The organism is Luedemannella flava, assembly GCF_039528515.1.
Classification (GTDB): Bacteria; Actinomycetota; Actinomycetes; order Mycobacteriales; family Micromonosporaceae; genus Luedemannella; species Luedemannella flava.
Genome location: NZ_BAAALT010000260.1, coordinates 1 through 20,312, shown reverse-complemented (window position 1 = coordinate 20,312; position 20,312 = coordinate 1). Strand labels below are relative to the sequence as shown.

Below are 20,312 nucleotides of genomic sequence, written 5' to 3'. Positions count from 1 at the left end.
CCCACGGCCGCGTACTGGTGCGGCAGCAGGTCGGCGGCCTTCGCCGACCAGGGCAGCAGCTCGCAGTCGAGCAGCAGCCACCCGGTGTCCAGCTCGTCGAACAGGCCGGCCTTGTCGGCCGCGTCGCGCACCCGCGACACCAGCTCGCCGGTGAGCGGGGGCGCGAAGAACGACCGCCCGGTCCGGGTGTAGACCGCGCCGAGGTCCGCGTCGCCGAACCGTTCCGGGGACGACGACAGCGAGCGGCGCACGAGCACCACCGCCCGCGAGCCCATGTGCTTCTCCTCGCAGATCACCTCCGCGACGCCGGCGTCCCGGTAGAACTCGAACGCCGAAGCCGGGTGTTCCAGCAGGTCGGGCAGGCTCGACGTGGCGCACGGGGACATGGTCGGCGGCAGGTACGGCAGCCAGCGCGGCTCCAGCGCGAACCGGCTCATCACCTCCAGCGCCCCGGCCGCCTGCTCCTCGCGCACGGTGACGCGACCCAGGTAGGCCGTCTCGACACCGCGCGTGCCCAGCACGTCCTCAAGGTCGAGCACGTCGGACTCGGCCCGCGGGGCGGGCAGCAGCGGCCGGGTCGGCTCGTAGTGCACGCGTTCGGCCGGCACGGAGACGATCTCGCGCTCCGGGTAGCGCAGCGCCGTGAGCTTGCCGCCGAACACGCACCCGGTGTCCAGGCACATGGTGTTGTTGACCCATTCGACCTCGGGCGTGGGCGTGTGTCCATACAGGACCATCGCGGCGCCCCGGTAGTCGCGCGCCCACGGGTAGCGCACGGGCAGGCCGTACTCGTCGGTCTCCCCCGTCGTGTCGCCGTAGAGGGCGAAGCTGCGCACCCGGCCCGACGCCCGCCCGTGGTAGGCCTCCTTGAGGCCCGCGTGCGCGACGACGAGCCGCCCGCCGTCGAGCACGTAGTGCGCGACGAGGTCACGGCAGAACGACTCCGCGGAAGCGACGAACTCCGGGGGCTCCGCGGCGAGCTGCGACAGGGTCTCCGCCAGGCCGTGGGCGACCTTCACGTTGCGGCCGGACAGCGCCCGTACCAGCTTGTTCTCGTGGTTGCCCGAGACGGCGAGCGCGTGGCCCGCGGACACCATGCCCATCACCAGCCGCAGCACACCGGGCGAGTCGGGGCCGCGGTCGACGAGGTCGCCGACGAACACGGCGGTCCGGCCGGCGGGCGGCACGGCGTCCACGGGACGACCGAGATCGTCCCGGACGAGGCCGTAGCCGAGCTGCGACAGGAGCGTCTCCAGCTCGGCCCGGCAGCCGTGCACGTCGCCGATCACGTCGAACGGGCCGGTGACGTGCCGCAGGTCGTTACGCAGAGGCTCGCGCGAGATCGTCACCGCGTCGATCTCCTCGACGCCCTGCAGGACGTGCACCTTCCGGAAGCCCTCGCGGGACAGGCCGCGCAGCGAGCGGCGCAGCTGGTCGCGCTGGCGGCGGATCACGTGCGCGCCGAAGGACCGGTCGGGGCGGGCGGCGTTGCGGGCCACGGCGACCGACTCGGGCACGTCGAGCACGATGGCCACGGGCAGCACGTCGTGCGCCCTGGCCACCTCGACCAGCTTGCGCCGCGCCTCGGGCTGCACGTTGGTGGCGTCCACGACGGTGAGCCGGCCGGCGGCCAGCCGCTTGCCGGCGATGTGGTGCAGCACGTCGAACGCGTCGGAGCTGGCCGACTGGTCGTTCTCGTCGTCGGCGACGAGGCCCCGGCAGAAGTCGCTGGAGATGGTCTCGAACCGCCCGAAATGCCGGGCCGCAAAGGTCGACTTGCCAGATCCGGAGACGCCGACGAGCACCACGAGAGACACGGCGGGGATCTTCATGCCGATGCCTCGCTTCGCGAGACCTCGGCAGGTGCACTGAGCCAGATGATTCGCTCACGTCGTGCGCTCATGCGGTTGCCTCCGATCGGGTGAAGACGGCCATCTGGGTCGGCGGGCCCACCTCGGCGTCGTCGTCGCCGATGGGCAGGTAGGACACGGTGTAGGCGTAGTTTCGGGCCACGGTGTCGGCCCAGTCGCGGAACTGCGCCCGGGTCCACTCGAACCGGTGGTCGCGGTGCCGCGTGGCGCCGGCCGGCAGGTCGGGCCACCGCACGTTGTACTCGACGTTCGGCGTGGTAACGACCACCGTGCCCGGCTTGGCGTAGCCGAACACCGAGCGTTCCAGCGCGGGCAGCCGGGGCGGGTCGAGGTGCTCGATGACCTCCATGAGCACGGCCGCGTCGAACCCCGCGTTGCGGGCGTCGCGGTAGGTCACCGACGACTGCCGCAGCTCGACCCGGTCGCGGCGCCGCTCGGCGGTCCGGTCCAGCCGCAGCCGCACCGCGGCCGCCTCGAGCGCGCGGTGCGACACGTCGACCCCGACGACCCGGTCGAACGCCGGGTCGTCGAGCAGGGCCTTGACCAGTGCTCCCTCTCCGCACCCCAGGTCCAGCACCGTCGTGGCCCGGGCCGTCCGCAATGCGTCGAGTACGCCGTCCCGGCGCGCCTGCGCGAGCGGAACGCGCCGCTGCGGGGGCGCCTCGCCGTCGCCCGGCACGGCGTTGTCCAGCGCCTCGGGCTCGGTGTCGTCGACGTCGGCGAGCCGGGCGACCGCCGACGCGACCAGGGGCCGCTGGTGGGCCAGGTACCGCCGGGTGATCAGGTCGCGCTCGGGATGCCCGGCGAGCCACCCGTCGCCGGCGCGCACCAGCTTGTCGACCTCCTCGGGGCTGACCCAGTAGTGCTTCGCGTCGTCGAGGACGGGCAGCAGGACGTACAGGTGGTTGAGGGCGTCGGCGACGCGGACCCGGCCGGTCAGGCGCAGGTCGACGTAGCGGGAGTCGCCCCACTCCGGGACGGTCGGGTCCAGCGGCACGGTGGTGGCGGACACGGTCCACCCGAGCGGCGCGAACAGGCGCTCGGCGACGGCGGCCCCGCCCCGGCACGGCAGCGCCGGCACGTGGATCTCCAGCGGCAGGGCGCGCTCGGCCAGCCCGGGGCGGGAGTCGCAGCGGCCGGCCATCGCGGTCCGGAACACCCGGCCGAGCGCCACGGCGAGCAGCGACGAGGCGGCGTACGGGCGGTCGTTGACGTACTGCGCGAGGGCGAAGCCGTCCGACCGGCCCTTGCCGCGCACGAGCGCGACCGGGTCGACCTCCAGCAGCAGCGCGACCGTGCACCGCTTGTCGGCCGCTTCGGGGTAGAAAACGTGCGCCTGACCGGAGGACACGCCGAACGTCTGCACGCGGCCCGGGTGCTTGTGCAGCAGGTGGCCCAGGTCGGTCGCGTCGGCATCTGTCGAGGTCAGGGTGATCAGCACCGCGACAGTGTGCCGGACGGGCGCGCCGCGCCGCGACCGAGTTCGGTCGGTGGTGTAGAACGGATGCGCACCCTGTTGATCCACATGGGAGGTCCCGTTGCCCCTCGACCTTTCGTCCCTTCGCGCCACTTTTCAGGGGACCCTCGTCACGCCGTACGACCCGTCGTACGAGGGGGCACGGGTGCTGTTCAACAACCGGATCCGCACCCGCCCGGCGGTGATCGCGAAGTGCGCTGACGCGGGTGACGTGGTCGCCGCCGTCCGGTTCGCCCGGGATGCCGGCCTCCCGGTGGCCGTGCGCGGCGGCGGGCACCACGCGTCGGGCTTCTCGCTGGTCGAGGGCGGCCTGGTCATCGACACGGGCAACCTGAAGGACATCGCGTTCGACCCGGGCAACGCCACGGTCGTCGCGGGCGCCGGCTGCGGCTGGCGCGAGCTGGACCAGGTGACCTATGTGGACCACACGACGCCCGACGGACACGGGCTGGCCGGTCCGGGCGGCGAGTGCCCCACGGTCCGCAACGCCGGCTACAGCCTGGGCGGCGGGTACGGCTTCCTGTCCCGCACGTACGGCCTGGGCTGCGACCACATCCTCGGCGCGCAGCTGGTGACCGCGGACGGGGAGGTGCTCAACGTGACCGGGGACGAACACCCCGACCTGCTGTGGGCGCTGCGCGGCGCGGGCGGCGCCGGCTTCGGCGTCGTCACCCACCTGGCCTACCGCCTGGACCCGGTGCCGAGGACGGTGCTCGGCGGGGTGATGGCATGGTCGCTGGACGACGCCGAGGAGGCGTTGCGGGCCTACCGCGACCTGTACGTGGGCCGCGACGAGGACCGCCTGTCGATCTACCTGGCGATCGCCACCGACCCGTACCCGGACGGCGAGCCGCTGCTCATGGCGTACGGGATGTATGTGGGTCCGGTCGAGGACGGCGAGCAGGAGCTGGCCCCGCTACGCGCGGTCGGCACGCCGGTGTTCGACGCGTTCGGCCCGACGTCGTACACCGACCTGCAGCACGCCCTGGGCGCCGAGATCGTCTACGGCCTGCAGCTCAAGTGGCGCGGCGGCTACTTCCGCGACGGCGGCTTCTCCGACGAGGCCTTCGCGATCATCGTGGACGCGGCGCGGCGCGCCCCCTCCGGGTACTCGATGCTGAGGTTCGACCTGCTCGGCGGGGGCGCGATCGGCGCCGTCGCGCCCGACGCCACCGCGTTCGTGCACCGCTCGCGCCTGTTCAACATCTCGATCATCGCCCAGTGGGTCCGCGACGACGAGGCCGAGGCGAACCTGCGCTGGACCGACGACCTGCAGGACGCCCTGGCGCCGCACCTGAACGGCGAGGTCTACCAGAACTACGCCGACGCCGACCGCGCGGACTGGGCGCAGGCCTACTACGGCGCCACCTACGCGCGCCTACAGACCATCAAGCAGCGGTACGACCCGACGGACTTCTTCCACCACCCCCAGAGCATCCGCCTGCCCGGATAGAGCCCCCGTGTCGATCGCGTCCCCGGCCCGGCGGGAGATCCGTCGGTGGATCCCGCTCGGGCTCGTCTTCGTCACGGTCGGGCTGTCGACGGCCATGGCGATGCCGTACCTGACGCTGTTCCTCGACGACGCCGTGCATGCCAGCGCGGTCCAGGCCGCCGTGCTGCTCGCGGCCGCGCCGGTCGCCTCGGTCGTCGCGTCGGCGGTCCTGGGCCGGCTCTCCGACCGCCTGCCGAGCCGGCGCGGGCTGCTCCTCGGCACCGCGCTGGCGGGCTGCGCGGGCAGCGCGCTCACCGCCGTGGTGCGCGACTACTGGGTCTTCCTCATCATCACGGTCACGTTGACCGCCTGCGCGCAGGCGGTGTTCCCGCAGACCTTCGCGTACGCGCGGGAGGCGCTGGAGGGGTCCGACCGCGCCGCGATGACGATGAGCACGCTGCGCACCCTGTTCTCGGCCGCCTGGGTCGCCGGCCCGCCGCTGGCGTCGATCCTGCTCACCGCCGGCGGCTTCACCCTGACCTACGCCATCGCGGCGGCGATGTACGCCCTCGCGGCGCTCGTCGTGTTCCTGGCGTTCCGCCAGCGGCGCCCGACGGCGGTCGAGGACGACGCCGCCGACGCGGCCGGGGCCGACGCGCCGCGCCCGATCATCTGGCTCACCGTGGCCATGTTCGTCCTGGTCTGGGCCGCCGCGTACCTCGCCGTCCAGGCGCTGCCGCCGTTCATCACGAGCGACCTCGGGTCGATCGGCACCGCCGGCCTGCTGCTCGGGCTCTGCGCCGGGCTGGAGATCCCGCTCATGCTGGGCTTCGGCATGCTCGCCACCCGCATGCCGATCCACCGGCTCCTCGTGATCGGCGCCGCCTGCGGGCTCGGGTACATGGCGCTCGCCTCGTTCGCCACGTCGCTGTGGCCGCTGGTGGTGGGGCAACTGCTGAACGCGACGGCGATCGCCACGATGAGCGGCCTCGGCATCACGTACATGCAGGACATGCTGCCCCGCGACAGGGGCCGCAGCTCCACGCTGTACTCCAACGCCATTCCGATGGGCGCCCTCCTGGCCGGCCCGATCCTCGGCGCCGCCCAACAGACCGGCTACCGCCTGCCGTTCGCCCTCGGCGCCGTCCTCTACGCAGGAGCCCTCGTACTACTGCTCCTGACCCGGGACACCCGCCCAGCAACCCGAACCTCATGATTTAGAAACAGCGGTCGCCCGCGACACGACGGCCGCGTGAAACTCGGCCGCCGCCGAGGCGACGGCTGTCGCCACTGCGATACCGGGCTCGTCAAACGTGGCGACTTCGATCGTGATCGTCACCATCCCGGCATCGATCACGATCGCGGGGAACTCACCACCGATCACCCGACGTCCGCTGACGTCCCCAAGGTGAGCTCAACAGCCAGTCCAGACCCATCAGCCCGCACCAGCGGTTCGGCATCTCCCGGCATGACTACCCGACCTCCCGCTCGCCTCGCGGACGCCCGGACGTAGGCCGGTTACGAGCGGCGGGTCAGGCGGATGACCGGTAGCTGGCGGTCGGTCTTTCGCTGGTACTGGGCGAATCGGGGCGCGGTGGTGGTGATCTCCTGCCAGGCCTGTTCGCGGTCCGCCCCGTGCAGGTGTTCGGCGGTCACCTCGATGGTGTCGCCGTCGACGTCGATGCGGGCCCGGTCGGGGTGGGCGGCGAGGTTGTAGTACCAGGCCGGGTTGTCCACGGCCCCGTTCGCCGAGGCGACGACGAGCCAACTGCCGTCCGGGCCGGGGAACCAGCTGAGCGGGTTGGCCCGCTCGACGCCGCTGCGGCGGCCGACGGTCGTGAGGACGAGGGTGTTGAGGCCCATCATCATCCGGCCGCCCGACCGGCGGACGCGCCTGGTCATCAGCGAGTTCACCCAGCGCATGAGCCGGCCGTTGGGCTGTCGGTTGCCGCGGGTTCCCCGGCGGGCGTCGAAGGTCATGGGATCACCATCAATCCGGTCGCGGGTGAGCACACGATCCATCATGCTGCCAGGGTGATCGTCGTTCAGCGGGTACGGGTGCGGTGGGACTCGGACAGCCGGGGCGCACCGGCCGCCAACGCGCGCCGCGGGCTGCCCGAACGGCATCCGCTGCCGTCCCCGTTGCCCGACGCCGACATCGTGGTCCACGACATTCTCGCGGACGTGGGCACCGGCTACCGGCCGGATGCCCGGACCCTCGTCGGCGCAAAGGCCGCTGAGCAGGCCTCGCTGCGCCTGGCGCTCGTCGATGACCAGCTTGTCGTCCACCGCCTGCCGGGCTGGGCGTCGTATCCGGCACGCCCCCGCCACCCCAGACGCCTGTTCGCGTTGCTGCCGGGACAGATCGGGCGCTATCGCGCCAACTTCCGGTTCACCGGCTGCCAGTGCGCGGCGCGGTGGTGGTACGAGCAGTGGACGGTCCACGTCGCGCGCGGGCCCGACGGGTTCGCCGCCCCGGCGGTCGACCACGACGTCGACGACCGGGTCCACCTGTACGGCGGGCGCGGACGACCGTGATGGCGTACCGTCGCCGCCGTGTATTTCGTGTACCGGTCGCACTATGAGGGGCCGCTGAGCAAGGTTGTCCGCCGGTTGCCCGACGCCACGGTGCTGGACTGGTTCCGCCGGGGCTGGCGCTGCGACGACCCGGAGAGCTGGGTGGAGTCGGAGCTCGGCACGGACGTCTACGGCCTGGACTCCATCTTCGAGGCGGTCGAGGAGGAGGGCCTCCGAAAGCCCCGGACCGTCGGCGAGCTGCGAAACCAGCTCCATGAGCACCTGTACGTCGAGGGCGACGAGGACTGCATCCGCCTCGACGAGCACAGCCTGCGCGTCCGCACGGACGACGACGAGGTCGCGCTGGCGTACTTCTTCTTCGACGACGAGACCGTGCGCGCCGCGCCGGACCGCCTGGCGTACCTGCTGCAGGAGTGGCCGCTGCCGGAGGACGTCGGGCCGGCCGCGACCTTCACCCCGCAGGTGCCCGTGACGGAGATCGGCCCGGCCGGGACGGCCGACGCCACCACGTACGCGGTGTTCCTGACCTTCTACGACGGCGACAGCCTCGCCCAGTGGCGGCCCGCCGCGTTCCCCGGTGTGGATCTCGCAGGGCTACCCGCACACCTGCGCGCCCTGACTCCCGGGCCCGAATGGCTTCCCGAGCTGCAGGTGCTGCGCGCGCTCGTCGCGCCGGAGGACGACGCCATCGCGCCCGCGTTGGAGCGCTGCAACCGGTGGCCCGGCTTCAACCTGAACTGGGAGCCGTGGTCGGACATGCCGGACGCGCACGCCGACGCACACCGCGGCGCCATGGATCAGCTGGCCATGGCGAAGTACGACGGCCTCCGGCGGCCGGAGACGTCCCTGCTGCGCGTGGGCGAGCACCTGGCGCAGCTGGCGATGCACTGCAGCGACTCGTTCGGGTACCAGCAATGGTTTCTCTTTGACAGCGTCTGGGCGGCCACCCACCCCGACCTGGCCCAGTCCCTGCTGCGCTACGCCGAGCACTGGGACCCGTTGAGTCGGGAACACGCCTCATAGGAGCGATGTCCGTCGATTGTGGATAGGTGCCGGCGGTCATGGGTGAGCCGAACCGGCGCGGCCCACGCACCGGGGAGGCCACCGCTCCGTTCCGTCCCGACGGTCAGCGGTCTTAGGGGAACCCAGCATGGTTCGAAAGCGCTCCACCCTGCCCAGGATCGGTCGCGTCCTCGCGGCCGGCACCGTTCTCGCGCTGTGTCTGACGCCCATCGTGGCCAGCGCCCGATCCTCGCCCACCACGCCGGCGGCGGCGCACGCCGCGCCCACCGACCGGCGGCCCACCTCGTCGTCCGCGCCTGTCAAGGGCCTGCGGATCGACGTGCCGCGGTCCACGGACCGGGGCAGCGTGGTCGTCACCGGCCGCACCTACGCCAGGGCGACCGTGCAGATCACCGGCGGCATCCTGCCGGTGGTGGCCACCGCGGTGGCCGACGGCACGTTCCGCGCCGAGGTCCTGTTGCGGCCCAACGCCCTCAACACCCTCAAAGCCGTCTCGTACGTCGGGACGCGCCCGACCGCCTCGAAGACGTTCGCGGTGCGGCAGCGGCTGAACCGCCCGACGGGCAGGCTCACCGGCCGGGTCCTCGACGTGGCCTCGAAGGCGCCGGTCGCCGGGGCCTCGGTGCGCTACGGCAACCGCCGGGCGACGACCGACCCGGCGGGCCGGTTCACGCTGACCAGGCTTCCGGCGGGCGGGGTCGCGGCGACGGTACGGTCGGCCGGCCGGCTCTCCGGCCTCGCGGTCGGCGAGATCGCGAACGGCGCCGGGGAGGCCGGCGATGTACGGGTGCAGAAACTCGCCGCCCCGCAACGGGTCGGCCCGAACGGCGCCTCGTTCTCCGGGCCGGGCTGGCGGGTGGATATCCCCGCCGGCGCGCTGCGCGGACCACCGACGTCATGATCACGCCGTTGGTCTTCACCGGCGCCCAGGACGTGTACGGCGCGCCGTTCGTCGACATCTCCCCCACCGGGCTGCGGTTCGCCCGGCCGGCGACCATCACGATCGACCCGGCGGTCCTCGGCCTGCCGGTCGACGGCACGCAGGTCGTGGTCGTCGACCCGGACGTGCCGACCAGCACGACCGTGCCGGACCGGGTCGTCGACGGGAAGCTCGTCATCGGGCTGCGCGACGTGCGCGGCGCCCAGGTCCGGGCGCGCAGCATCACGCCGTTCGGCACGACGGCCGACTACTGCACCCCGTTCGCCTCGCCGGCCGGCGCGCTGGCCGCCGTGGCGTACCTGGGCGCCTGGCCAGCGGCGGCTTCTCCGGCAAGCCGATCCTGTTCCAGGCCGACGCCCGGCTGGACACGCTGCGCCGGGACGTGACCGACCTGTTCGACGACAACGACTCCGGCGACGACGACGGCATCCCGGACCGTCAGCCGTGGACCGGGGCGTCGTTACCGCTGGACAACTGCGCGACGACGCCCAACGCCGACCAGACGGACACGGACGGCGACGGCGTGGGCGACGCCTGCGACACCGACGACCCGGACCACCCCGGCGGTCGCCTGCCGCCGGGCGGCGACCGACCTGGCCCGGACGTCCACCAACAGCGACGAGGCGGGCGTGCACATCTTCCCGATCCGCTAGCGCCGAGTTATGTGCGGGCGCCCGCGTGCGCAGCTCATAGACTCGGCACGTGGTCGGATCCGTGGCGGAGCGGTACATCCGGTTGGGGCTGCGCCTCGACCGGCACGTCGAGGGGACCGTCGACGCGTACTTCGGCCCGCCGGAGCTCGCCGCCGAGGTCGCGGCGGCACCGCCCGTGGACCCACGCGCGCTCGTCGCCGACGCCGCCGCGCTGCTGGCCGACCTCGACGACGGCTGGCTGCGCGACCAGGTCACCGGGCTGCACACCTACGCCCGGGTCGTGGCGGGCGAGAGGCTGGACTACGCCGACGAGGTCGAGGGCTGCTACGGGATCCGGCCGACGCACACCGACGAGGCGGTGTTCGCGGCCGCCCACAAGCGCCTCGAGGAGCTGCTGCCCGGCGACGGCCCGCTGGACGAGCGCCGCGAGCGGTGGCGGAGGTCGATCACCGTCCCGCCGGACCGGATCGAACAGGCGCTCGTGGCGGTGATCGCGGAGGCCCGCGCCCGGACCCTGGCCCTGATCGACCTGCCCGACGGCGAGGGCGTCGTCGTCGAGGGCGTCCGGGACGTGTCCTGGCTCGGGTACAACTTCTACCTCGGCGACCTGCGCGGCCGGGTCGCGGTCAACCTGGACATGCCCACCTCGGCGGTCGAGCTGCTGCTGCTCGGCATCCACGAGACGTACCCGGGCCACCAGGCCGAACGCGCCGCGAAGGAGCAACGGCTCGTGCGCGGGCGCGGGCTGCTGGAGGAGACGATCGTCCTGGCGCCGTGCCCGCAGTCGCTGATCTCGGAGGGCATCGGTCAGGTCGCGCCGATGACGCTGCTGGCCGGCGCGGGCGCGGCGGCGTTCGAAACGCTCGCCCGCGACGCGGCCGGCGTGGACTTCGACCTCGCCCACGCGCTGGCGGTCGAGCGGGCCGCCGAGCCGTGCCGGTGGGCGGAGGTCAACGCCGCCCTGATGCTGCACGCCGACGGGGCGTCCGAGGACGACGTCCGGGAGTACCTGCGGCGGTGGGGTGTCATGGGCGACGAGATGGCCGGCCACGTGGTCCGCTTCATGACCGAGCCGACGTCGCGGACGTACATCGTGAACTATCCGGCCGGACGCGCCCTGTGCGGCGCCTACGTGGGCGACGACCTCGACCGCCTGCGCCAGCTGCTCACCGAACAGGTCCGCGTCGGCGAACTCAGGAGCCACCCGTCATGAAGTCCTCGTCCACGCTGGCCTGCCTCGTCGTCGGCGTCCTCCTGCTGGCGGGCTGCGATATCAACCTTCCCGCGCCCGGCACGGCCGCGCCGACCAGCGTGGCGCCGACGGCGGGCCTGCCCTGCTCGCCGCACCTCACCGCGGCCGCGGGCCTGGCCGCCGCGGACGGTCTCGACGCGTCCCCCCTCACCGTGAAGAGCGACGACGGCGCCATGCGGGCCGTCTTCGTCCCGGCCGACGTCCGGGCCGGTCAGACGTACGTCGACGACATTCCGATCAAGGTCTCCGAGAAGCTGGCCGCCTACATGACCAGCGGCAGGCCGGTCGCCCTGATGGAATGCGCGCAGGGCGCCAGCACCGCCACGTACACGTTCCGGAGCGACACGGGCGGCGGACGCCGCGTAGACCTGGTGACGGGCAAGACGCTCGACTAAAGGTTGCCACCGAACGATCTCTGTAAATCTTGGGACGAAACGCGCGGATTTCCGCGTGTTCAGTCCCAAGATTGATAGCAGTGATCGATTAATGGGCGACATATCGGACGTCGGTGCGGCTACCGCCTCGCACGCCAGCGTTCCGTGGCCTCGCCGGGCTCGTCGTTGAAGCCGATCCGGCACCGGGCGGCCACGCGTGGAGCCCTGCCTGGGGTACGTGGTGGACCATCTCCAGGGGATGATCCTGTTCGACACCGGGATGGGCGCCCACCCGGACGTCGACCGGCACTACCGGCCCCGGCGGATCGGGCTGGCCGGGGCGCTCGCCGCGATCGGTCTCCGGGTCGCCGACATCCGGCTGGCGGCCAACTGCCACCTGCACTTCGACCACTGCGGCGGTAACCCGCTGCTCGGGGACGTGCCGGTGGTCACGCAGGCCGTGGAGCTGGACGCCGCCCGGCGCACGCCCGACTACACGCTGCCCGAGCTGCTCGACGGCAGCCGGTTCGAGGCGGTGACCGGCGAGGTGGAACTCCTGCCGGACGTGCGTCTCATCCCCACGCCGGGACACACGGACGGGCACCAGTCACTGGTGGTGCGCCGGCCGGACGGCACGGTGATCGTGGCCGGCCAGAGCCACGACACCGCCACCGCGTACGCCGCCGACCAGCTCGCCTGGCAGGCGCACCGGCACGGGCACGACGCGGCGCTGCCCGACATCCCCGCGTGGCTGGACGCGTTGCAGCGCCTCGACCCGTGCCGCGTCTACTTCGCCCACGACCGCTCGGTCCGGCTCCCGTGAGCTGTCAGCGCAGCATGGACTCGTAGGGGCCGTACTCGCTGATGGGGCGGTAGCGCTCGTCGGCGGCCGCCGCGTGCAGCGCCTCGAGCAGCGGCCCGTCGGCCTCCCGCAGGCCCAGCACCTCGCGGGCGCGGACGCGGTCCTCGTCGAGCGTCGGCCAGTACTCCCGCAGCTCGTCGTCGGTCTTGGCCAGCCACGCGCGCAGCGCCGCGCCGCCGTCCGCGCCGATCGGCATGGCGGTGGCGTCATGGATGTTGGACAGCCCGACGACGAGCGCCAGTGCGTCGGCGAAGTTCGTGGCGATCAGGCCGCCCTCGCCCTCGGAGCCGACGTACACCACGGGTCGGGTCGGGCCGGAGCCGACGAGCATGAACGCGCCGCCGGTGCCGTCGCCGGCGACCATCTCCAGCGGCTCGCCGGTCTCGAGCCGCACCTCCTCGACGGGCCCGTCCGCTACCCGGGCGATGTCGAAGTCGAACAGGACGAGCAGCTCCGCGATCCACGGCGTACTACGGATCCGCGCAAGGAGCTTCTCGTCGTTGATGCCCTCGCTTGGGTCGGTCATGCGGGGACCCTACGCCCGCGCCGGCCCGTGCGGGAGAGGCTTGGCAGGCCGAAATGGACGATCATCACCGAGCCGTGACCGTCGATAACCAGGCGCACACGGCGGGACACGCCGCGTCACGTTATGCCTGGTGCGGGACGGTCAGGGGCGCAGACGGTCGCCGGGCGACGGGGCCGGCATGACGCGCTCCTCGACGGTGTGGGTCTCGAACCGCGCCCGGTGCGCGGCCGGGTGCCAGATCTCCTCGAACGGCCCGACCACCGCCGCGCCCGCCGCACCCCCGTCGCGCCGTCGCGCGCGCACCCCCAACCACGCGAGCGTCACCATGACCGCGCCGAAAACCCGCCAACCGCCACCGCCGCGACTACCCCGTCCATCCCCGGGAGAGTACGCCGCACGCGTACCCCCATCAAGATCACCTTACAAAGGTCGACTTGTGGCGCCTTCAAAGCCGCCGATAACCGCCACGGGTCGACCTTTGCCGGCGCGAGACCGCACACCGGTTGCCGACGCGGGATCCACCGATGTAAGGACGGTCCGTGCGGAACTCAGCGCGCGATGACCACACGTCATTGGCCAAACGTTGGGTCACTCCTACCCTCGCGCCGTCCAGGTGAGACGGCAATCACCCGCGTATAGATTCTGGGCGTATATACGCGGTGTATATCCGGGAGGTATGGTCGCCGGCATGAGTGTTCCCCTCACACTTCTCGGGCTGCTCGAGCGCGAACCCAGCCATGGGTACGACCTCAAGCGCGACTACGACACGTACTTCGGGCGCGGGCGCCCGCTGCCGTTCGGGCAGGTGTACGCGACGCTGGGCCGGCTGGCCCGCGACGGCAAGGTGGTCATGGGCGAGGTCGGCCCCGGCGTCGGCCCCGACCGCAAGCGGTACGTGATCACGGACAAGGGCGCCACCGAGGTCGACACGTGGCTCACCGAGCCGGTCGAACCGGAGCCCCACCTGCAGACGGTGCTGTTCTCCAAGGTCGTCCTCTCGCTGATGCTGGACCGCCCCGCCGGGGAGTACCTGAACACGCAGCGCGCCACGCACCTCAAGCGGATGCGGGAGCTCACCGAGCTCAAGCGGGGCGGCACGCTGATCGACGTGATGCTGGCCGACCACGGCCTGTTCCACCTGGAGTCCGACCTGCGCTGGATCGACGTGACCATCGCCCGGCTCGACGCCCTGGCCAAGGAGGTGCGCAAGTGAGCGAGCGCAGCGAGCGGACCATCAACTCAGTCAATCCCCGCCGACGCCGGAGCGCAGGGGAGGTGGCGGCGTGAGTGCCCTGGTGGAAGCCCGCAGACTGGCGTTGTCGTTCGGGCAGACCCCCGCGCTGCGCAGCGCCACGCTCGCCGCGGCGGCCGGCGAGATCGTCGCCGTCATGGGTCCCAGCGGGTCGGGCAAGTCGACGCTGCTGCACTGCCTCGCGGGCATCCTGGTGCCCGACGCGGGCGAGGTGTGGTTCGACGGCCGGCGCGTGGACACCCTCACCGAGGAGGCGCGCAGCACGCTGCGCCGCGACCGGTTCGGGTTCGTGTTCCAGTTCGGGCAGCTCGTCCCCGAGCTGACCGCCGAGGAGAACGTCGCGCTGCCCCTGCTGCTCGGCGGCACCCGGCGCCCGGCGGCGCTGCGCGAGGCCCGCGACTGGCTCGCCCGGCTGGGCCTGGACGGGCTGGAGGGCCGCCGCTCGGGGGAGCTGTCCGGCGGGCAGGCGCAGCGGGTCGCGCTGGCGCGCGGCCTGGTGGCGAAGCCGCGGGTCATCTTCGCCGACGAGCCGACCGGGGCGCTCGACTCGCTCACCGGCGAGCAGGTCATGGACCTGCTGGTCACCCACGCCCGCGAGCAGGGCACCACGGTCATCCTGGTCACCCACGAGGCGCGGGTCGCCGCGTACGCCGACCGGCAGGTGATCGTGACCGACGGCCGGGTCGACGCGCTCACCCTCGACGGGGCCCTGTCATGATCCGCTTCGGCCTGCGGCTCACCGTGGCGGGCGGCCGCGAGGCGGTCAGCCGGCTCGTGATCATCGCGTCGGCCGTGGCTGTCGGCGTCGCCCTCCTGCTCTCCACTGTGGCCGGCCTCAACGCCGTCGACAGCCAGAACGTGCGGTACGCGTGGTTCAACACCGGGTTCGAGGACAGCCAGCCGGCGTCGGACAACGCGCCCGTGTGGTGGCAGCCGAGCGGGGACAACTTCGCGGGCAACTCGATCGTCCGCTTCGACGTGGCCGGCACGGGGCCGACGTCGCCCGTGCCGCCGGGTCTCGACCGGCTGCCCGGGCCGGGCGAGTTCTTCGCCTCCCCCGCCATGCACGAGCTGCTCGCCACGACGCCGCACGACCAGTTGGGCGCCCGCTACCCCGGCCACGAGGTCGGCATTATCGGCGACGACGCGCTGCCGTCGCCCGAGTCGGTCGTCATCGTCGTGGGCCGCACGGCGGCCGACCTCGAGGCCGCCGGCGCGAAGCAGGTCCGCACGATCGGTGTGACGGACCCGGCCACGTGCAGCCGGTGCGTCATCGGCAACCGGACCGACGCGATGACGCTCATCCTCAGCGTGGTCGCCGGCGCGCTGCTGTTCCCGGTGCTCATCTTCATCGGCACGGCGACGCGGCTCACCGCGGCCCGCCGCGAGCAGCGCTTCGCCGCCATGCGGCTGGTCGGCGCGACCCCACGGCAGATCAGCGTGATCGCGGCCGTGGAGTCCACGGCGGCGGCCGTCGCCGGTACCGTCGTGGGTTTCGGGTTGTTCTTCATCATCAGGGTGCCCATGGCGGCCGTGCCGTTCACCGGGATGCCGTTCTTTCCAAGCGACCTGACGCTCAGCGCGACGAACGTGCTGATCGTGGGCCTCGGGGTCCCGTTGGCGGCGGCGGTCGCGGCCCGGTTCGCGTTGCGCCGGGTGCGGGTGTCCCCGCTGGGCGTCACGCGTCGGGTCACCCCGCGGCCGCCGCGCGCGTGGCGGCTGATCCCGCTCGTCGTCGGCGTCGCCGAGCTCACCTGGTTCATCGGCCGGCGGCCGCCGACGTCCATGCAGCAGGTGGCGGCGTTCCTGCCGGGCTTCCTGATCATCATGGTCGGCCTGATCATCGCGGGGCCGTGGCTGACGCTCGTGGGCGCCCGGCTGCTCGCCCGGCGGGCCAACCGGCCCGCGACGCTCATCGCCACCCGCCGGCTCGCGGACAATCCGCAGGCCGCGTTCCGGGCCGTCAGCGGCCTCGTGCTCGCCCTGTTCGTGACGAGCGTGGCGGTCGGCGTCATCACGACGATCGTCGCGTACCGCAGCCCGCAGGCGGCGAACGAGGGCGGCGACGCGGCGCTGATCATGTGGGCCGAGCCCGACGACCGGGCTAACCCCGACGTGCTCGCGGTGCCCGGCGTGCGCAGTGCCACGCTGGTCCGAGAGGACCCGTCGGTCCGGGAGACCGGCCCGGGCATGAACCTGCCCGGCGTGGTGACCTGTGCGGACCTGGCCCGGACGCCGGGGTTCGGCCGCTGCCCCGACGGCGCCCAGACCGCGCAGGTGTGGCCGGAACTGGTCGGGTACGGCGAGGCGGCGGATCCCGCCCGGGTGTGGCCGGCGGCCAGATTCACCGTCGCCGAGGCCGAGAAGCTGCCGGCCATGACGCTCGTCGTGAACACCGACGGCACCACGGCCACGATCGAACGGGCCCGCACGGTCCTGGAGCGCGCGTACCCCGACCGGGTGCGGCCGCCGTGGTGGGACGGGGACTTCGACAACGACTTCACCAGGGCGCTGACGGGCTGGCAGCAGCTCGCCAACGTGGTGATCCTCGCGAGCCTGCCGATCGCCGGGTGCAGCCTGGCGGTGAGCCTGGCCGGCGGCCTGAGCGAGCGGCGGCGACCGTTCAGCCTGCTTCGTCTGTCCGGGGTGCCGCTGCGGATGCTGCGCCGGGTCGTGCTCCTGGAGAGCGCGGTGCCGCTGCTCGTCGTGGCGCTGGTGGCGATCGGCTTCGGCTTCGGGGCGGCGCAGCTGTTCCTGCGGGCCCAGTTGGACTACACGCTCGTCGCGCCGGGCATGGGCTACTACGTGACCGTGGTCGCCGGCCTCGCCGCGTCCCTGGCGATCATCATGTCCACCATGCCGATGCTGCGACGGGTCACCGGACCCGAGTCGGCCCGCAACGACTGACCGGGTACGGGGGCCGGCGCGTTGCCGGCCCCCGTACCCGATAGTGGTGCCTAGCGGACGTAGATGTTGGACGTGGGCGGGGTGGCCATGCCGCTACCGATGTGGAAGCTCGGGTGCGGCGGCTGGTTGTAGGCGGTGTTCTGCCAGGCCACGGCGACGCGGTACATCGGGTCGTGCATCAGGGTGTGGATGCGCGTCGAGGTCACGTCGGTCGTGGTGTAGATGCGCAGCGCGGTGTTGCTGCTGGTGGCCCAGATGGCCTCCTCGCGCCAGTCGCCGAAGATGTCGGCGGTCAGCGCGGGGGTGGCCTTGGTGCCGTTGTTGGAGTGCACGCCCGACGCGGTCAGCAGCCGGGTGTCGCCGGACGTCCCGTACTTGTCGATGTGGGTGTCGTCGAGCAGCTCGCGCGTGGTGTCGCCGTCCCACCAGATGACGAAGTTGGTGGAGCCGGGCTTGCGGCCGATGTTGGACCCGGACGAGCTGGTCAGGCCGCTCACGGCCGACGACCACGCCTCCGCGCCGGCCGAGCCGGCGTAGATGTCGGCGGCGACGCCGCGGCCGTTGTCGCAGGAACAGACCGCGTGCGACCAGATGTTGGCGCCGGTCCGCGCGTCGGCCATGAAGTCGGCCGGGTGCGCGCCGTCCTCGGTCGGCTTGAACAGCTCCAGACCCGAACGGGACGGGATCAGGTCGCCCATGTGCAGGGCGTCGCCGTGGCCGGCACCGTTGCGCCACATGAGCGCGCCGTTGTCGTCGATGGCCGCCGAGCCGTAGGCGATCTCGTCCCTACCGTCGCCGTCCATATCGCCGACGGACAGGTTGTGGTTGCCCTGGCCGTACGCGCCGGTGTTGCTGGTGCCGGAGTCGTAGGTCCAGCGGCGGGTCAGGGAACCGTTGCGGAAGTCCCAGGCCACGACGACCGCGCGGGTGTAGTACCCACGGGCCATGATGAGGCTGGGCCGCTGCCCGTCGAGGTACGCCGTGCCGGCGAGGAACCGGTCGACCCGGTTGCCGTAGCTGTCGCCCCAGGAGGAGACCGTGCCGCGCCCGGGGACGTAGTCCACCGTGGACATCGCCCTGCCGGTCAGGCCGTTGAACATGGTCAGGTACTCGGGGCCGGACAGGATGTAGCCGGACGAGTTGCGGTAGTCCGCGCTCGACGAGCCGATGGTGACGCCCGTCCCGTCGACGGTGCCGTCGGCGGTCTTCATGGCCACCTCGGCCCTGCCGTCGCCGTCGTAGTCGTACACCTGGAACTGGGTGTAGTGGGCGCCGGCGCGGATGTTGCGGCCGAGGTTGATGCGCCACAGGCGGGTGCCGTTGAGCCGGTACGCGTCGACGTAGACGTTGCTCGTCACGCCGGACTGGGAGTTGTCCTTCGCGTCGGACGGGTCCCACTTGAGGATGATCTCGTACTGGCCGTCGCCGTCGACGTCACCGACGCTGGCGTCGTTGGCCGAGTAGATGCTGGACGGCGGCGAGATCGGCACGTCGAGGTAGTTCTGGCCGAGGTTGAGCGAGGCCTCGGAGGCGGCCTGCTCCACGCCGTTGATCACGGAGCGGACCGTGTAGGACGCGCCCGATGCCGCGCCACTGTCCAGGTAGTTCGTCGAGTTCGTGATCGGCGACGAGTTCACCTTCGTACCGTTGCGGTACAGGTTGAACGAGACGCTGGACGGCTCCCAGCCGAACAGCCGCCACGACACGAGGTTGTTCGAGCCCGACCGCACCGAGGTGACGCCCCGGTTGAGGTCCTCGACCTGCTTGCTGGTGCCGTTGGCCGGGTTGGTCGGGGCGTTGGTGTTGCCCGTCGGGCCGGCCGAGGTCGGCACCGCGCTGGTGGGCCCGGCGGTGGTCGGGCCGGCGGTGGTCGGGCCGGCCGTGGTCACCGGCGGTCGCGAGGTGGTGGGCGCCGCGCTCGTCGGCGTCGTGGTCGACCCGGTGCACGTCGTGCCGTTGAGCGCGAAGCTCGCCGGCACGGGGTTGGACGAGTTGTTCCACGCCCCGTTGAAGCCGAACGACGCCGTGGCGTTGGTGGCGATGGAGCCGTTGTAGCTGACGTTCGTCGCCGACACGTTCGCGCCGGACTGGGTCACGTTGGCGTTCCACGCCTGCGTGATGGTCTGCCCGGCGGTGTAGGACCAGGTGAGCGTCCAGGCGCTCACGGGGTCGCCGAGGTTGGTGATGGTGACGTTGGCGCCGAAGCCGCCGCCCCACTGGCTGGCGATCGCGTAGTCCACGCGGCAGCCCGCCGCGGCGTACGCGTTCACGGCGGCGACCGTTCCCGCGGCGACGGCGGCCAGAGCTGCCGTGCCGGCGATCACGATCCGCCGCGTCTTTCGTTGAAGCATGATTCTCTCCGTACGATGGACGGCGAATGTGACGTTACAAACGGGCGGCCCGTACCCCTCGCTCACGTGTCACATCCAGGACGGCCCGACGTTAGCGATGAGCGTCGATGCCGTCAAGAACGCGCTTACCCGCTGCTGGCCGCCCAGCCGGGACGGCCCTGCGATGTCGAAAATTGCGGCTGCCGCGACGATCAGGTGCCGTTCCCAGCCACCGGGTTTATGATCCGCTGCACCTGTGCCCACCACTGTGGAGGACGTCAGCAATGCGGCTGGAACACAACTTCGAGGTTGCCGTGCCCGTTGAGCGCGCCTGGGCCGTGCTGAACGACCTGGAGACCATCGTCCCGTGCATGCCCGGTGCGGCGCTGACCAGCTACGACGGCGACGCGTTCACCGGCATGGTGCGCGTGAGGATCGGGCCGGTCAGCCTGAGCCTCAAGGGCAAGGGCCGGTTCACCGAACGCGACGAGGCCGCCCGCAAGCTGGCCTTCACCGCCTCCGGCCAGGACAGCAAGGGCGCCGGCGCCGCGAACGCGACCGTGTCCGCCCAGCTCAGCCCGACCGACACCGGCACCCGCGTCGACGTGGTCACCGACCTCAACATCACCGGCCGGATGGCCCAGATCGGCCGCAACATGATCGGCGACGTGAGCGGCAAGCTGCTGGACCAGTTCGTCACGTGCCTGTCCGGCAAGCTCGCCGAGCCGGCACCGGCGGCGTCCGCGGTGCCCGCGGCCGCGCCGGAGGAGACCACCGCGCCTCCCGAAACCCCGGTGGGTACGCCCGACAGCACGCCGCCCGCGACCCCCACGCCGGCCACAGTGGACGGTCCCACCCCGGCGCCGGCCGTCGAC

At 72.3% G+C, this 20,312-nt stretch carries 20 protein-coding genes; 13 read left to right on the top strand and 7 right to left on the bottom strand.

The window, feature by feature from the left end; genetic code table 11:
- Window positions 1–1,832: polynucleotide kinase-phosphatase (locus ABD211_RS29270; RefSeq protein WP_344138807.1), on the bottom strand; the 1,832-nt coding region annotated here is incomplete at its 3' end.
- A 67-nt stretch (window positions 1,833–1,899) separates the two neighbouring features.
- Window positions 1,900–3,312: a 3' terminal RNA ribose 2'-O-methyltransferase Hen1 gene (locus ABD211_RS29265; RefSeq protein WP_344138805.1), complete on the bottom strand. Its 1,413-nt coding sequence runs from the start codon at window positions 3,310–3,312 to the stop codon at window positions 1,900–1,902.
- Window positions 3,313–3,409: 97 nt separating this feature from the next.
- Between ABD211_RS29265 and ABD211_RS29260 the strand changes: the two genes are divergently transcribed.
- Together ABD211_RS29260 and ABD211_RS29255 are read left to right on the top strand one after the other, a co-directional pair.
- Window positions 3,410–4,801 carry an FAD-binding oxidoreductase gene (locus tag ABD211_RS29260; protein WP_344138803.1) on the top strand — a complete coding sequence of 464 codons (1,392 nt, stop codon included), beginning with the start codon at window positions 3,410–3,412 and terminating at the stop codon, window positions 4,799–4,801.
- Between the two features lie 7 nt (window positions 4,802–4,808).
- Window positions 4,809–5,996, top strand: coding sequence for an MFS transporter (locus ABD211_RS29255; RefSeq protein ID WP_344138801.1), 1,188 nt, complete (start codon window positions 4,809–4,811; stop codon window positions 5,994–5,996).
- Here the strand turns inward: ABD211_RS29255 and ABD211_RS29250 are convergent.
- Window positions 5,991–6,164 (bottom strand): hypothetical protein, encoded by a 174-nt coding sequence (locus ABD211_RS29250; RefSeq protein ID WP_344138799.1) that lies wholly within the window; start codon window positions 6,162–6,164, stop codon window positions 5,991–5,993. The two genes, ABD211_RS29255 and ABD211_RS29250, sit on opposite strands and share 6 nt — an antisense overlap.
- Window positions 6,165–6,298: 134 nt before the next feature.
- Entirely contained in the window at window positions 6,299–6,805 is a 507-nt protein-coding gene (locus ABD211_RS29245) for a nitroreductase/quinone reductase family protein (protein WP_344138797.1), read from the bottom strand.
- A gap of 9 nt (window positions 6,806–6,814) precedes the next feature.
- Here ABD211_RS29245 and ABD211_RS29240 point away from each other — a divergent pair, with 9 nt between their 5' ends.
- The 7 genes from ABD211_RS29240 to ABD211_RS29210 all read left to right on the top strand — a co-directional run bounded on the left by ABD211_RS29240 (window position 6,815) and on the right by ABD211_RS29210 (window position 12,383).
- On the top strand, window positions 6,815–7,318 hold the full coding sequence (locus tag ABD211_RS29240) for a hypothetical protein (RefSeq protein WP_344138795.1): 504 nt from the start codon (window positions 6,815–6,817) through the stop codon (window positions 7,316–7,318).
- A gap of 18 nt (window positions 7,319–7,336) precedes the next feature.
- Window positions 7,337–8,341 (top strand): hypothetical protein, encoded by a 1,005-nt coding sequence (locus ABD211_RS29235; RefSeq protein ID WP_344138793.1) that lies wholly within the window; start codon window positions 7,337–7,339, stop codon window positions 8,339–8,341.
- 127 nt (window positions 8,342–8,468) lie between these two features.
- Complete coding sequence (locus ABD211_RS29230; RefSeq protein ID WP_344138791.1) at window positions 8,469–9,242, top strand: carboxypeptidase regulatory-like domain-containing protein; 774 nt, start codon at window positions 8,469–8,471, stop codon at window positions 9,240–9,242.
- The gene (locus ABD211_RS29225) at window positions 9,239–9,667 is read left to right on the top strand and encodes a hypothetical protein (RefSeq protein WP_344138789.1); all 429 of its coding nucleotides are present in this window, start codon (window positions 9,239–9,241) and stop codon (window positions 9,665–9,667) included. The genes ABD211_RS29230 and ABD211_RS29225 overlap by 4 nt, the downstream gene beginning before the upstream one ends.
- Window positions 9,668–9,983: 316 nt before the next feature.
- Window positions 9,984–11,147: a hypothetical protein gene (locus ABD211_RS29220; protein WP_344138787.1), complete on the top strand. Its 1,164-nt coding sequence runs from the start codon at window positions 9,984–9,986 to the stop codon at window positions 11,145–11,147.
- On the top strand, window positions 11,144–11,581 hold the full coding sequence (locus tag ABD211_RS29215; RefSeq protein ID WP_344138784.1) for a hypothetical protein: 438 nt from the start codon (window positions 11,144–11,146) through the stop codon (window positions 11,579–11,581). The genes ABD211_RS29220 and ABD211_RS29215 overlap by 4 nt, the downstream gene beginning before the upstream one ends.
- A gap of 196 nt (window positions 11,582–11,777) precedes the next feature.
- A complete protein-coding gene (locus ABD211_RS29210; protein ID WP_344138782.1) occupies window positions 11,778–12,383 on the top strand; it encodes an MBL fold metallo-hydrolase in 606 nt (201 codons plus the stop codon).
- A 4-nt stretch (window positions 12,384–12,387) separates the two neighbouring features.
- Here ABD211_RS29210 and ABD211_RS29205 read toward each other — a convergent pair whose 3' ends face one another.
- A complete protein-coding gene (locus tag ABD211_RS29205; RefSeq protein WP_344138780.1) occupies window positions 12,388–12,948 on the bottom strand; it encodes a hypothetical protein in 561 nt (186 codons plus the stop codon).
- Window positions 12,949–13,089: 141 nt separating this feature from the next.
- Window positions 13,090–13,275 carry a hypothetical protein gene (locus ABD211_RS29200; RefSeq protein ID WP_344138778.1) on the bottom strand — a complete coding sequence of 62 codons (186 nt, stop codon included), beginning with the start codon at window positions 13,273–13,275 and terminating at the stop codon, window positions 13,090–13,092.
- Between the two features lie 361 nt (window positions 13,276–13,636).
- On the opposite strand from ABD211_RS29200, the gene ABD211_RS29195 reads away from it, so the two are divergent.
- The 3 genes from ABD211_RS29195 to ABD211_RS29185 all read left to right on the top strand — a co-directional run bounded on the left by ABD211_RS29195 (window position 13,637) and on the right by ABD211_RS29185 (window position 17,107).
- Window positions 13,637–14,161: a PadR family transcriptional regulator gene (locus ABD211_RS29195; RefSeq protein ID WP_344138776.1), complete on the top strand. Its 525-nt coding sequence runs from the start codon at window positions 13,637–13,639 to the stop codon at window positions 14,159–14,161.
- A 70-nt stretch (window positions 14,162–14,231) separates the two neighbouring features.
- On the top strand, window positions 14,232–14,918 hold the full coding sequence (locus tag ABD211_RS29190) for an ABC transporter ATP-binding protein (protein WP_344138774.1): 687 nt from the start codon (window positions 14,232–14,234) through the stop codon (window positions 14,916–14,918).
- Window positions 14,915–17,107 carry an ABC transporter permease gene (locus ABD211_RS29185; protein WP_344138772.1) on the top strand — a complete coding sequence of 731 codons (2,193 nt, stop codon included), beginning with the start codon at window positions 14,915–14,917 and terminating at the stop codon, window positions 17,105–17,107. Before ABD211_RS29190 ends, ABD211_RS29185 begins: the two co-directional genes overlap by 4 nt.
- Window positions 17,108–17,157: 50 nt before the next feature.
- On the opposite strand, the gene ABD211_RS29180 is transcribed toward ABD211_RS29185, so the two are convergent.
- Entirely contained in the window at window positions 17,158–19,458 is a 2,301-nt protein-coding gene (locus ABD211_RS29180) for a rhamnogalacturonan lyase family protein (RefSeq protein WP_344138770.1), read from the bottom strand.
- A 263-nt stretch (window positions 19,459–19,721) separates the two neighbouring features.
- Here ABD211_RS29180 and ABD211_RS29175 point away from each other — a divergent pair.
- The coding region (locus tag ABD211_RS29175; RefSeq protein ID WP_344138768.1) for an SRPBCC family protein at window positions 19,722–20,312 on the top strand (591 nt) is incomplete at its 3' end.